We start from the raw sequence: 13,217 nt of genomic DNA, 5'->3' as shown, positions 1-13,217 counted from the left end.
ACTGTTAAAATAAAAATCAATTATTTGAATAAAGGGATATTAACACCTATTTTTGACCCACAAAATTTTTTAAAATATACCTATGGCTGAAGTTATACGCATGCCCAAGATGAGCGATACCATGGAAGAAGGGGTAATCGCATCATGGCTCGTTAAAGAAGGCGACAAAGTTAAATCAGGCGATATACTGGCAGAAGTAGAGACAGACAAAGCAACCATGGAGTTGGAGTCTTACGAGGATGGAACACTGCTTCATATAGGCGCTAAAGAGAAGGAAGCGGTGCCTGTAGATGGTGTTATTGCTATCATAGGAGACGAAGGAGAAGATATCAGCGAGTTGCTAAATGACATAAAGAACAGTAGTGCAGGAAATGGTTCTGCAAGCAAAGAAGATGAGAAGGAAGAAGAAGAGGATGATAGTGCTACTGAGGAAGATACCGAAAGTGTTGATGCTTCTGACGTGAATGCCTCTCTTATCCTGATGCCCAAGATGAGCGACACCATGACAGAAGGTACTATTGCATCATGGCTGAAAAAGAAAGGAGATAAAGTACAATCAGGGGATATTCTGGCTGAAGTGGAAACAGATAAAGCCACTATGGAACTTGAGGCTTATGAGGATGGTACACTACTCTATGTAGGTGTTGAAGAAGGAGCATCCGTACCTGTAGATGGTGTTATCGCCATTATAGGTGAAAAGGGGGCCGACTATGAGAAACTGCTGAAGGCACACCAGGGCAAGAAAAAGGCTGCTACCGGGGAAGATAAAAAGAAAGAAGACAAAACCACTGCTCCTCAAAAGGCTGAAAAGCAGGAAGAACAACCGGCAGCGAGTCAAACTGCACCCTCAGTAACAGACGGAGGAAGAGTTAAGGCCTCTCCCTTGGCTAAGAAGATGGCCGAGGACAAAGGCTATGACATATCAAAAATAAGAGGCACCGGTGATAACGGGCGTATCATAAAAAGAGATATTGAAGAATATACCCCTGCTGCGGAAAGTGTAGAGAAAGCAGCCGAGGAAAAAGGAACCACCTTCCATGTACCTCAGGTAGTAGGAGAAGAGTCTTACGAAGAGGTGAGTGTTTCTCAGATGAGAAAGACGATCGGTAAGAGGCTTTCAGAAAGTAAGTTTACCTCTCCGCATTTCTATATAACAATGGAGATCAATATGGATAAGGCTATCGAGGCCAGAAAGTCCATGAACGAATTCTCTCCCGTAAAGATCAGCTTTAACGATATTGTGATCAAAGCAGTAGCCGCAGCATTGCGTCAACACCCCAAAATTAATGCCTCATGGCTTGGTGATAAGATCCGCTACAATAAACACATCCATATAGGTGTAGCTGTAGCCGTTGATGAGGGGCTTCTGGTACCGGTAGTTAGATTTGCGGATAATAAATCCCTTTCACATATCTCTGCTGAGGTGAAACAATTGGCGGAGAAAGCCCATAGTAAAAAGCTGCAGCCGAGCGATTGGGAAGGGAATACCTTCACTATCTCTAACCTGGGCATGTTTGGTGTGGAAGAGTTTACAGCCATTATTAATCCACCGGATGCTTGTATTTTGGCTGTGGGAGGTATCAAGGAAACAGCAGTGGTGAAAGATGGTCAGTTGGTGCCCGGTAATGTAATGAAGGTGACCCTATCCTCAGATCACAGGGTAGTGGATGGCGCATTAGGAGCGGCCTTCCTGCAGACTTTGAAAGGGTTGCTTGAAAACCCGGTGAGGATACTCGTTTAAGAAAAAAAATAAACAAAATGCCCTGACAGTTGATTAATTGTCAGGGTTATTTATTTAGGGCATGTAAGGAAACTCTAAGTGGCTTTAAAGAGACACTTTTAAAAGATATTGTAATGACAAAAGTAAGATCAACTACGGTATTGGCCGTGAAACATAATGGGGAAGTGGCGATAGGAGCAGACGGACAGGCAACCATGGGTAACTATGTAGCGAAAAGTAACGTGCGAAAGATACGAAAGCTGCAAGACGGAAAGATAATTACCGGTTTTGCCGGCTCCACAGCGGATGCATTTACACTCCTCGAAAGGTTCGATGAAAAACTTAACAGCTATGGGGGGAATATGAAGAGAGCAGCTATAGAGTTGGCTAAAGATTGGAGGACCGATCGTTACTTACGAAGGCTGGAAGCCATGCTCATTACCGCTGATAAGGATGAAATGCTGGTCATTTCGGGTACCGGAGATGTACTGGAGCCTGATCATGAAATAGCAGCTATTGGATCAGGGGCAATGTATGCGCAGTCGGCAGCTTTGGCTCTTAAAAAACACGCCACCGGTTTGTCAGCAGAGGACATTGTGAGAGAAAGCCTTAATATAGCCGCTGATATTTGCATTTATACTAATCACAACCTCATAGTCGAAACCATAAAAGGATAAACTTATTCATTAATTCTATATTCATTCATTCACTCATTATCTATGCTAACGATATATCATAACCCAAGGTGCAGTAAAAGCCGTCAGGCACTCCAGATAATCGAGGATTCCGGAGCTATGGTAGAGGTGGTGGAATATCTGAAAACCCCTCCTTCAAATGAAAGCCTTCGAAAGGTTATCGGGCAGTTGGGCATTAAGCCGGAGGAGTTGGTCAGGAAAGGTGAAGCCATCTATAAAGAAAGATATAAAGGTAAGAAGCTCAGCGATGACGAGTGGATAGAGGCGATGGTTGAAAACCCTGTGCTGATCGAAAGACCAATTGTGATCAAAGAAGGTAAAGCTGTTTTGGGCAGACCACCAGAGAATGTAAAGGAACTGCTTTTATGAATGATGGAATGATGGAAAGAATTAATTAAGTGAGGTTCTTTATGGCTTGCAGTATGATTTCGCAGGCCTTTTTTATTTCTTCTTCGCTGATATTGAGGGGAGGAGCTATGCGGAAACTGTTGGGGCAAGAGAGGAACCAGAAGCATATAACTCCATTATTAAGGCACTCCTGAACCACTTTTGATACTTCATCAGCGGTTTCAAACTCAAAGGCGAACATCAAGCCTTTTCTGCGTACTTCTCTGATTTTCGGATGTTGAAGTAGTTTTTCAAAAAGCTGTCCTTTTTCTTCAACGCTGTCCAATAGGTTTTCATTTTCAATTACCTCCAGTGTGGCCAGAGCAGAGGCGCAACATACCGGGTTTCCCCCAAATGTAGTAATGTGGCCCAACATAGGTTCATGAGTGAGTGACTGCATGATATCATAAGAGGAAATAAATGTACCAATAGGTAAGCCACCTCCCAGGGCTTTGGCAGAGGTTAGGATATCGGGGACAATTCCATAGTGCTCAAAAGCAAACATTTTTCCTGTACGTCCAATCCCCGTCTGTATTTCATCAAATATCAAAAGAGTACCCGTTGCCGAGCATTTCTGACGCAATGCATTCATATATGCTTGTGAGGGGATCCTGACTCCTGCATCTCCCTGAATGGTCTCAATGATCACACAGGCTGTTTTTTCGGTGATCAGTTCCAGGTCCTCAATTTTATTGAAATGAATAAAGCTTACATCGGGAAGGAGCGGTCTGAAAGCAAATTTTTTCATTTCATTGCCCGAAACACTCAACGAGCCATGGGTGCTGCCATGGTACGCACCCCGGCAGGAAATGATCCCCGTCCTACCAGTATACCTTTTAGCCAGCTTCAAGGCTCCTTCATTAGCTTCTGTACCACTATTGGTGAAGTAGCAGCAATTAAGTGTTTCAGGAAGTAAGCTTACCAGCTTTTTAGCCAACAGGTTCGGAGCGGATTGCACAAACTCCCCATAGACCATTACATGAAAATGCTTGTCCACTTGTTCTTTAACAACGCTCACTACATGGGGATGTCTATGGCCAATATTGCTGACACCAATACCGGAGATCAGGTCCATGTAACGCTTCCCACCCGGACTATATAAGTATAATCCTTCGGCCTGTTCTACATCTATTAAAAATGGGGTATTCGTAGTTTGAGCTATGTGCTTTAGAAAGATCTGATGATCAAAATTCATAAGGCAAAACTAAGTGGAAAATTTAGCAATGTGGCATTTAAGCTAATGAAAAAGAAGCGTGACCCTGCTTGTGAACTGATTTTAGAAAACTTTAAAATCAACTCTTCTGTTCATTTGCCGACCCTCTTCGGTAGAATTGTCATGAATGGCTACCTCCTCACCATAGCCAACCACAGAGATGTGGTCATCAGGTACGCCCATATCATGCATGAGCTGCCGGATCTTTTCCACTCGCTGGATAGATAGTTTTACATTATAGTTATCAGCGCCGTGGCTGTCTGTGTGTCCTTCTATTAATATCATCCTGCCTTGTAAGGCGTATTCCACTGCAATAAGAAAAGGCTCCATATCTACTACTGCAAATTCAGCATCATCATATACAAAATAGAGCGGCTCCAGTTCGATAGGATCACTGCCTTTATGGGTTTTAAGCTTCTGCTCCACCAGGTTCCTTATTCTTTCATGCTCTGCGGAGGTGGGTTTTGGTAAATTGTTTTTTGCGAGTACTTCATCCTCGATCTGGTGATGCTCTTCGAGAGTCTGATCTTCAAATTTTTTGTTATGAAAATCTTCTTTTTGCGTGTTTGTGGCCACAGGCTGGGGCTTGGGTGTAGGCTTTGGCCTGGTTACAGGAGGTTTGTCGTTTGGGTCTACCTCTGCCATGGGTTTGCTACTTGGCTTGGGTTTACCAAAAACTGATGACAGAAAGGAGCCACTGCTTTTCTTAGGGCTCTTGTATTTCTTTTTGAAAAGCAAAAAGCATTGTTTGTCTGCTTTTGGAGCAGGACGGTAATGAGACCGATAAAAGGCTTTGGTGTGTCTGCTTTTTCTTTGTCCCTCTGCACCGGGGATGATCAATAAAAAAAGAAGAATACCTACTACGAACGTTCTAAAAATTACCAACACAACACAACGCATTTTGACTTACTTCTTATTATAATACAATTTGCAACATTTTTTTTAAGATGTCAATTTATTCATATATAAACCTAATATTACAAATGTAACCTTTCCGCCCTGGAGAAGTTTTGATTTTTTGGATCTTCAGGAAGCCCTAAAAATGATGTTTTACAGGTCTGTTCGAGAATTTTACCATGTAATTTATTGATAACTCTTACATGATAAGCTACTTCGTGTTTGTAAGAAAACTCTAAGTGGCTTTAAGAAAACGTTCCCGCCAAAGGGCGGGACGAAGTCCCAGAAAGCTGAGCGTACTGAGGTACGAGAGCATTTTTGGGACAAGCGTAACGCAGGCATTGGCGTTTTCTAAGAGGCACTACTTCTCTGACTCGTATCCTTCTACCAGCTTGATGAATTCTTGTATTGCATCATTAGGCACAGTTACCGACAGATGATATTGTTTGATTTTCCAGCCGGATCTGTCCTTAAGGAGTATTCCAGAACCCCGGCATACACCCATCCACGTCTCCAATAGTTCTGAGAACCAGGCGATAGTGCCGTCCTCTGAAGTAAAGACCTGGCGATCATATGGTTTGAAGTCCCAGGCTTTACCCCTGTCGAAATAAGGCTTTGAAAACTCCCAAAATGATTCCTTATCCCATCTTTCAGTAGCATCGGTGCCAATATAAATACCATCGCCAGCAATGCTTCCGAAGAAAATCTCAGCATTAGCTACGGCTGCGGCCTGATGCCATGTGTCAAGGAAGTTATTTATTTCTGTTTTATCCTGAGCGCCGGCACCAACTGCTACCAGCAAAAAGAGTATGATAATAATATTTTTCATGTATATGTATATTTTAGTATTGAGTTAACTCGAAGACCGAAGTCGGAAGTCCGAATTACACCATTGAAGACTTTCCTCTATTACTCACCCCTTTTGCCAACTGCCGACTAATTAGTGTTTGTAAGAAAACTCTAAGTGGCTTTAAGAAACGTTCCCGCCAAAGGGCGGGACGAAGTCCCAAAAAGCGGAGCGTACCGAGGTACGTGAGCATTTCGGGGGCGAGCGTAACGCAGGCATTGGCGTTTTCTTAGAGACACTAATTATCCTGGATCTTCCCCGATCGCTGTCATGACTATGGTTTTCCTATGATCATTTTATTTTTTGTTTTTTTCTTCCTGGTATAGTAAAATAAGCAATGAATACACTGATTCCCGAAAGTATGGAAGCGATCAGCGCTGATTGTTTAAATGTATCAATAAATGCAAATTTTATAGCTTTTTCAACTACTTTTTGTTGCTCCTTTGTGGCTGCCTCCGGGGGCTGGGCCTCAGCCAGCCTTACTACTTCTTTTTTTAACTGCATTAGGGCCGTGCTATTTAACTCCAGGTGAGCGATTCTCCAGGTGAGCGATTCTTCAAATCTAAAGAGCCCCAGGGCTCCCATAATAGCGATAGCTAATACACCTGCGGTACGGGCTACGGTATTGTTCACTCCGGAAGCTGTTCCCGTTCTTTCATAGGGCACTGCATTCATAACAGCCGTAGTTAGTGGGGCAACAGTAATTCCCATCCCTATGCCCAGGAGTAGCATAGGGGGTAAAAAAGTGTTCCAGAAGGAGGAGGGGCCAGCGGTGATTCCCGGTAATGAAAAAATGAAAAAGCCTGAAGCAGTGAACATCGGGCCTATGATCAGAGGAATGCGTGTCCCGATTTTGTCCGCTAACGCCCCAGACCATCGAGAAAGAAAGGCGATGAGCAATCCAAAAGGCAATAGCGTAAGTCCTGCCAATTCAGCAGGATAACCCTGAACCTGAATGAGGTTAAGAGGAAAGAAAAAGAGAAATCCACCTAATGCGCCATATACAAACAGCGTAATAAGATTGGCACCGGTAAACACCTTTGACTGAAATAGTGGCAGGGGCATCATGGGTTGTTTTGCCTGATGTTCGTGCGCCAGGAAGGCCAGGAACAGAATGCCTCCGCCCATTAATGCAATGAGTATAGTCGGGTGGCTAAAACCGGAATTCGGGGCTTCGATAAACCCATAAGTAATGCCTCCAAGAGCTAAAATAGCTAGTAATGCTCCTGCCAGGTCGAGCTTCTTTTGTGTGAGTCTCTCCGTTTCGGGCACATCTCTGATCAGGAAAAAAGCTGAAATGATGGCAAGTGGTATATTAATAAAAAAGACCATCCTCCACAGGCCTTGCCCGGCAAGCCAGCCGCCAATCACCGGACCAAATACAGTGGTCATAGCGCTGAACATAGACCATGTGCCGATGGCCCATCCTCTTTTTTCTTTACCAAAAAGCGCTGAGATGATGGCAAGACTCCCTGGTACCATTAATGCCCCTCCAATACCCTGTATACACCTTGAGATAATCAGCATCAGGGGAGATGTCGATAAACCACATAGTGCGGAGGAAATCGTGAATACAGTAATTCCGGTTAGAAAGACCCTTTTTCTTCCGTACTGGTCGCCTAACGACCCTCCAATTAGGAGCAAGGCAGAAAGGAACAGCGCATAGCCATTAACTACCCACAATAGCGATGACCCTGACATATTCAGATCCTCCTGAAGAGCCGGAAGCGCTACATTTAGCGCTGTAGAATCAATAAAGGCCATGCTGGATGCCAATATGGTTGATATCAGCACCGCTTTTTGTTGTTTTGGTGTGAGCATGAGCGATATTAAGAAAAAAGAGCGCTTTTGACGCTCTTTTTATGTGACTTTTATTGCTGTGATAGCAACCTTTTTTCTTTTGTCCTCAGGTCATAAATATAGGTGTGATCATCCAATGATTGATCGGCCTTCATAATTCCCGGGATCAAGACAATCTTCAGCTCATGATCAGAGTGAAAACTTACCGAACCATTATCCAGGCCATCTTCGAGCACCAGCTTATTGGTTGTCAGGTCATGCACCAGATATCTAATGTTATTCTGAGGATGTTTAGGAGTGCCCTTTTTCTCATTCAGTGCCAGCACATAGGTGGAATCAGCGCTAAAGCTGTATTCCACCGGTGCTGGTAATTTTGCCTCGGAGATGGACTGGTAGTCATAGCGGGTAGCCTGTTTTTTCCCGTTGATGCAGGAGGCCAGTATAAGAAAAAAAATGACCGGTAAATAAGTTGTCCTCACCATTTTATTGTAGCTTTTGTATGTTCAACTTCACAGTCTCTGACTTGCCTGTCAGCTCTAGTATATACTGTCCGGGCTGCAGGTGCGCCAGGTTGATGATCTCATTTTGGAATATACCGTTTCTTGAAAGCACTACCTGTCCTGACAAGCTATATATCCTGAGGCTGCTAAATTTTCCGCTTTGGTTGACGTGGATCAGGCCGGATGTCGGATTGGGATAGACCTTTAGTTCACCTGTTTTTAGCATATCTTCCACACTAAGGATAGTGGCTACAAATGCTTCGGAAACTGTGGTGCAACCATTTTGGGTAACCTGAACAGTATACTTACCAAAAGATCTTGCTTGTATTATACTGGAGAATTGGTTGAGTCGTTCTCCATCCAAAAACCATTCAATACTGCCTATGTTTTCCGAACATATCAAAGTCGAGCCGTCTGCTGTAATAACAGGGTCCGGGTTAGGCTTGGCATATACCTTAAAAGGTTCAAAAGGAATAGTACACGAAGCAGATTTGGCTATGATCTGTACATCAACGGTGTCAGTAATAGTATAAGAGATGATCTCGAGGTCATCACCGGTTCCTTCAAAATCGTCACTGATCGTTTCGGCATTGGTGATATCATATAAAGTATATGTTACCCCTACCTCAGAGCCGGTGACTGTCAGCGATACCTCATTATCTGCACATACTTCATCACTGGCCACCTCAAATAATTTGTAGGTGGGCAGAACGGTGATCTTAGGCTGTTCGGTAAGTATGATTGAACAAGGCGAATTCATATCCTTTACCTCTACATAATATGATGTTGTTATAGAAAGCGCACCTGTTTCAAACTCAAGTGTGCCTGAGTTTCCTTCTACCTTGCCACTTACAGGTATGTTTGTGTGAGCATTAAAAAGCTGGTAGGTGAAGCCTGCTTCCGTGTTTTCTACTGAAATTGTTACATTTTCATTTACACAAACATCATTTGAGATCACAGAAACGGCTTTATCCTGTATGTTATTGTCCAGGATCTCAATAAAATCGGATTTCATAACTACCTGGGTACTATTCACCTCTCCTCCAACGCTCAGAGAAACGCTCTTAAATCCTGCAGTAGAGTACGATACTGAGTGAGGCCCTCTTCCCTCGGCTGTTGCAGGTGTTGCGCCATCTCCAAAATCCCACTGATAGGAAGTGATGGAGCCCGTGGATTGATCGTGAAAAGTAACCACACTGCCCTTACAGGCCGTACCTGTAACAGGGGTAGCTTTAAATTCCGGGACAGCAGCTACCTTTACCCCTGAAATCTGAAAATCATCCAATGCCATTCCTGCATCAACCTCGGCGGGATCGCTTCTGAAAACGAACCTGAAACCAACCCGGCCTTCTCCGCTTAAAGAAGAAATGTCTGCGGTTTTTGTTTCAAAACCTTCACCGGAAGTGCTACCAGTGAAAATAGGAACGGAAACTCCAAAAATGGAATTCTCGTGTGATAGCACATCATACCAGTCATTCGCAACTTCATTTCTCAACTTAGACCAGGTTTTTCCGCTGTCTAATGTATACTGCACGATAAAACCATCCCAGGTGTCCTCAAAGGAATACTTTGCTTTAAACGAAAGTTCATAGCTGCCAGCCTCTGACAGATCGAAATGTGGTGTGTACAGTAGGGCGGTTGAATAGTTGGCATATTTTTCGTCAGTAATACCTGTCACCCAGGCATTGACGCCACTTGCCGTCCCATCTTTTCCTTTTATTTCCGAGCTGCCAAGTTCAAAAGAGGTTCCTGCCAGGTTTAGGGGTATAAAATCATCAGTGAACGAGTCAAAATCACCACCCTCAGCAGTGGAATAATCACCATCACGATCAGGCAGTACGGATATTACCTGTTGTTTGCTTTCCCTGCCGTCATTTGTGCTCAATGTTATTGTATAGCTTCCGGGGGTTTCATAGGTATGTATTGGGTCCTCCTCCGTACTTGTTGTTCCATCACCAAAGTTCCATAAATAATTTTCAACTTTTCCTATGGTCTGATTCTCAAACTGTACAGGAACTCCCATATAAGTAATGTCAGCATCTTTTGAGAAGTCAGGGAATGTACCATCAACAAATACATTAGTAGTAAAAAGGCCACGCCCAAAGGTAGCAACCACCACCTGGCGATCTGACTCTCTGTATTGAAGCATCATACATTTCACATTGGCCAACCCTTCAACTGTAGGCTCCCACTCGGGCGTTTCCACAGAGATATCATCGGTTGACCATACACCAAATTCAGTAGCCAAAAGTACCTCATTTCTATTCTCAGGATTGTACAGACCCCATCTGATAGGCATGTTCGGCAGATTCCCTTCTTTGTTTGTCCAGGTATCGCCACCATCCTTAGTCTCCCATACCGACACTATATCATAGTTAGAAAGTGTCACTAAAAGGTGGTCATCACCGGAGCCGATCTCTATGGAGGAAACATAGCCATTAGGAGGGAATTGGTCGTTATCAATTCTGGTTAACTGTGGGTTTGTATTAGCATTGTCAACCAGGTAAACCTGGCTAAGGCCATTCCCTATGAAAATCCTGTTTTCAGTATAGGGAGAAACTTTTACATGACTGATCCGCTGATTATTGATAGAAATGGACTTGGTGGCTTTATCAACGGTTGCTTCTGAAAGGCCGCTATATACAGCGAGCTGATTAGGTGCATATGCTGCATAGAGGATATTGGTCTCATCGTCATAATCTGCCGGATTGATGAACCTGCCGTTACTCTCATTGTCATCAGCAAAGGACTGAAAGCTTGCCCCTCCGTTAAGCGATCTGTAGTAATTGTTATATACATAGCTGGTGATCATTATGTCGGGATTATCCTGGTCTATAAAACAGAAGGCACCATCCCCCCCGGTTACTTCCGGTGTTGAGTTAATTCCCGGCTCGGTAAATAAACGGGAACCATTATCCTGAGCCCCTGCCAGGTACGTGTTGGAAGCCCCTACATTGGTAGCAGCACAGGCATAAAAAAGAGCAGTATTATACCCGTTGATCCGCTCTTCAAACTCCGGTACATTTTCATCCAGGTTTTCCGAATAAAATACTCCTCCATCATTTCCGAAGAGGGCTGTTGTTGAGCTTCCATCCTTAAAAAGAATGGCATGTTGGTCTGCATGAACATAATCGGCACAGTTGCCTGTCCAATAGGATAGAAGTTGCCAGTTGTCGCCCCCATCGGTTGACCTGTGCAGGTCGATACCGCCAACGATAACAGAATTGGGATCATTTGGGTAAACTGCCAGTATCAAATCAAAAAACGATTGCCCACGAGTGAAATCGCTACTGGACACTGAGCAGTTTTGGTTTTGATATTTGGGAATAGTAATGTCTTCCCAGTTTTCACCACCATCAACAGTCTTTTTAAAATAACCTACATCCGATCGGTTATTAGCTTCAGAAACAGCATATACTACTAATGGGTTAGAAGGAGCAGAGGCAAGCTCGACCCGGAAACCGCTGCCAGACAGAATGTTTTCCCATGTTTCGGCATCATCAGTCGATTTAAAGATGTCTCCGGAATAGTTGCTGATGTAAAAAGTGCCATCAGACGCGAGATCAATATCTGTAACGGTCTGTTCGAAGGTATTCTCCCAGGAAGTTCCACCGTTTGTCGATACCTGAATCCCCGATGAAGTTGCAACAACTATCTTTGAATCAGGGGTGATTACTATTTTTTGTACATAGAGAAAATCCTCGTTGTTGTCTGTAAGTGTACTGCTTAAGTGATTCCACGTAGCTCCGGCATCCTCTGATTTCCAGATCCCACCGCCTCTTACATCTTGAGTGAATATGAGGCCGGTGCCGGCATAATAGGTGTTAGTGTTTTGTGGGTCGTAGGTTATTGTGCTGATGGCAATATTAGCCATAAAGTCATCCACATTTTGCCATTGAGAGTTGGCATCAGTGATATCGTTGTTATACCAAATTCCCCCTGCTACCGCTCCGGCCCACACCTTTTTGCCTGTCTCGTCATTAGGATCGAACATAAGTGCCCGGGTGCGCCCCCCAACATTGTTCGGGCCTCTTTCAGTCCATTCTACATTCGCAATGGCTTTTGCATTTGCCTTTTTCTGCAACAGCCTTTGTGTCTCTCTAAAAGCTTCAATTTTTTTGTGGGTAGGTGGGTAACCTAGCACAGGTGATTTTGTCATCTCGATCTCCTGGGCTGCTGCCAGGTCGGGTCTGTCCTTTTCTTTAGCTTCTTTGTTCCACTTTAACTTTGATGTTTTAGAAGTTACACCTGTGTTTTGTGCTGAATTCAGGTGGTTAAGGTAAAAAACAATGGAAACAATGAAAGTAAGTAAAAGGAATGGGTAAAGGTATTTTTTCATAGGTTTACGATTAGTGAAAAGTGCAAACTTAAAAAAATATTCGCTTTATCCCTTCTTTTAAGAAATATTATTACATGTGGGGCAAAATTGGCATTAAACGGGGTAATATAATATCACTCTACATCATGCAGCTTTAAGAATTCTTTCACTTCTTTTCTCACTTCGGTTGAAGATTTGCCATCATATGGTGCCGTTGCAATGGCTTTGAAAAGTTCGCCAACTACCGATGCTCTGAAGCCAAGCTTTTGGGCGTAAATAGATGCCACTTCCAACTCTATATCTTCCACAATATTATCGAGGTAGATCATACGCACAAGATGATAGATGGCTTCCATTTTAGTAATTTTATCTTCCGGGGAAGTAAATTCCAGGCGATCAAAATTACCTTCTATGTGATGGAGATCCTCATTTGAAAGATTAAGCTGAGCGCTCCACTTAAGCAGGCAGGCTACATATTTACTTTCTACCTGTTTTTCAGTGAGAAACAATGCAAGTATATTCAGATAACTTCTCTTTACAGATTCCAACTCGTTTTGATTTAATCTATCCATCTTTTAATTATAGCATGAAATGAGCATAAACTTAGGCATCCTTAAATTGCACATCACGTGGATGCGTAAAATTTGTAGCGAATTCCAGTGACCATTGAAAAAATAAATTGCGTACACATGGAAATAAGCAAGTAGCAATCTAAAAAAAAGAAATGTAATGACAAAGCAGTTTTGTTGATACGATGCTAACGAAAGAAGGTGTCTCAAAAGTCAAGGTCATCCAGAGGCACCTAACAACTTTGAGTTGATTTTGAGGGTAATGACAATA

The 13,217-nt window shown here is 43.3% G+C and carries 10 protein-coding genes; 3 read left to right on the top strand and 7 right to left on the bottom strand.

Annotated features, from left to right (window positions below; all coding sequences use genetic code 11):
• Positions 1-82: 82 nt before the first annotated feature.
• From C900_RS26335 to arsC, 3 genes are all read left to right on the top strand, one after another.
• Positions 83-1,741: a pyruvate dehydrogenase complex dihydrolipoamide acetyltransferase gene (locus C900_RS26335; protein WP_009583497.1), complete on the top strand. Its 1,659-nt coding sequence runs from the start codon at positions 83-85 to the stop codon at positions 1,739-1,741.
• Between the two features lie 113 nt (positions 1,742-1,854).
• Complete coding sequence (gene hslV / locus C900_RS26330; protein WP_009583496.1) at positions 1,855-2,397, top strand: ATP-dependent protease subunit HslV; 543 nt, start codon at positions 1,855-1,857, stop codon at positions 2,395-2,397.
• 42 nt (positions 2,398-2,439) lie between these two features.
• Positions 2,440-2,784, top strand: coding sequence for an arsenate reductase (glutaredoxin) (arsC, locus tag C900_RS26325; RefSeq protein ID WP_040497619.1), 345 nt, complete (start codon positions 2,440-2,442; stop codon positions 2,782-2,784).
• A gap of 25 nt (positions 2,785-2,809) precedes the next feature.
• Here arsC and C900_RS26320 read toward each other — a convergent pair whose 3' ends face one another.
• The 7 genes from C900_RS26320 to C900_RS26290 form a co-directional block, all read right to left on the bottom strand.
• Positions 2,810-3,997, bottom strand: coding sequence for an aspartate aminotransferase family protein (locus tag C900_RS26320; protein ID WP_009583494.1), 1,188 nt, complete (start codon positions 3,995-3,997; stop codon positions 2,810-2,812).
• A gap of 81 nt (positions 3,998-4,078) precedes the next feature.
• Positions 4,079-4,903 (bottom strand): OmpA family protein, encoded by an 825-nt coding sequence (locus tag C900_RS29040; RefSeq protein WP_051053045.1) that lies wholly within the window; start codon positions 4,901-4,903, stop codon positions 4,079-4,081.
• A gap of 370 nt (positions 4,904-5,273) precedes the next feature.
• On the bottom strand, positions 5,274-5,741 hold the full coding sequence (locus tag C900_RS26310) for a nuclear transport factor 2 family protein (protein WP_009583491.1): 468 nt from the start codon (positions 5,739-5,741) through the stop codon (positions 5,274-5,276).
• A gap of 309 nt (positions 5,742-6,050) precedes the next feature.
• Positions 6,051-7,580: an MFS transporter gene (locus tag C900_RS26305; protein ID WP_009583490.1), complete on the bottom strand. Its 1,530-nt coding sequence runs from the start codon at positions 7,578-7,580 to the stop codon at positions 6,051-6,053.
• A 50-nt stretch (positions 7,581-7,630) separates the two neighbouring features.
• A complete protein-coding gene (locus tag C900_RS26300) occupies positions 7,631-8,041 on the bottom strand; it encodes a hypothetical protein (RefSeq protein ID WP_009583489.1) in 411 nt (136 codons plus the stop codon).
• Between the two features lies 1 nt (position 8,042).
• Entirely contained in the window at positions 8,043-12,398 is a 4,356-nt protein-coding gene (locus C900_RS30930) for a PKD domain-containing protein (protein ID WP_009583488.1), read from the bottom strand.
• Positions 12,399-12,511: 113 nt separating this feature from the next.
• A complete protein-coding gene (locus C900_RS26290; protein ID WP_040497618.1) occupies positions 12,512-12,949 on the bottom strand; it encodes a hypothetical protein in 438 nt (145 codons plus the stop codon).
• Positions 12,950-13,217: the final 268 nt, after the last annotated feature.

Origin of the sequence: Fulvivirga imtechensis AK7 (assembly GCF_000331535.1) — a bacterium.
GTDB lineage: Bacteria > Bacteroidota > Bacteroidia > Cytophagales > Cyclobacteriaceae > Fulvivirga > Fulvivirga imtechensis.
The sequence above is the reverse complement of the archived record's forward strand: the minus strand, read 5'-3'. Positions and strand labels throughout refer to the sequence as shown.

Bases quoted from the DNA above. Each gene is read 5' to 3' on its own strand.
- C900_RS30930 (WP_009583488.1), bottom strand. From the start codon at position 12,398: ATGAAAAAATACCTTTACCCATTCCTTTTACTTACTTTCATTGTTTCC.
- arsC (WP_040497619.1), top strand. From the start codon at position 2,440: ATGCTAACGATATATCATAACCCAAGGTGCAGTAAAAGCCGTCAGGCA.
- C900_RS26320 (WP_009583494.1), bottom strand. From the start codon at position 3,997: ATGAATTTTGATCATCAGATCTTTCTAAAGCACATAGCTCAAACTACG.
- C900_RS26310 (WP_009583491.1), bottom strand. From the start codon at position 5,741: ATGAAAAATATTATTATCATACTCTTTTTGCTGGTAGCAGTTGGTGCC.
- hslV (WP_009583496.1), top strand. From the start codon at position 1,855: ATGACAAAAGTAAGATCAACTACGGTATTGGCCGTGAAACATAATGGG.
- C900_RS26290 (WP_040497618.1), bottom strand. From the start codon at position 12,949: ATGGATAGATTAAATCAAAACGAGTTGGAATCTGTAAAGAGAAGTTAT.
- C900_RS26335 (WP_009583497.1), top strand. From the start codon at position 83: ATGGCTGAAGTTATACGCATGCCCAAGATGAGCGATACCATGGAAGAA.
- C900_RS26305 (WP_009583490.1), bottom strand. From the start codon at position 7,580: ATGCTCACACCAAAACAACAAAAAGCGGTGCTGATATCAACCATATTG.
- C900_RS26300 (WP_009583489.1), bottom strand. From the start codon at position 8,041: ATGGTGAGGACAACTTATTTACCGGTCATTTTTTTTCTTATACTGGCC.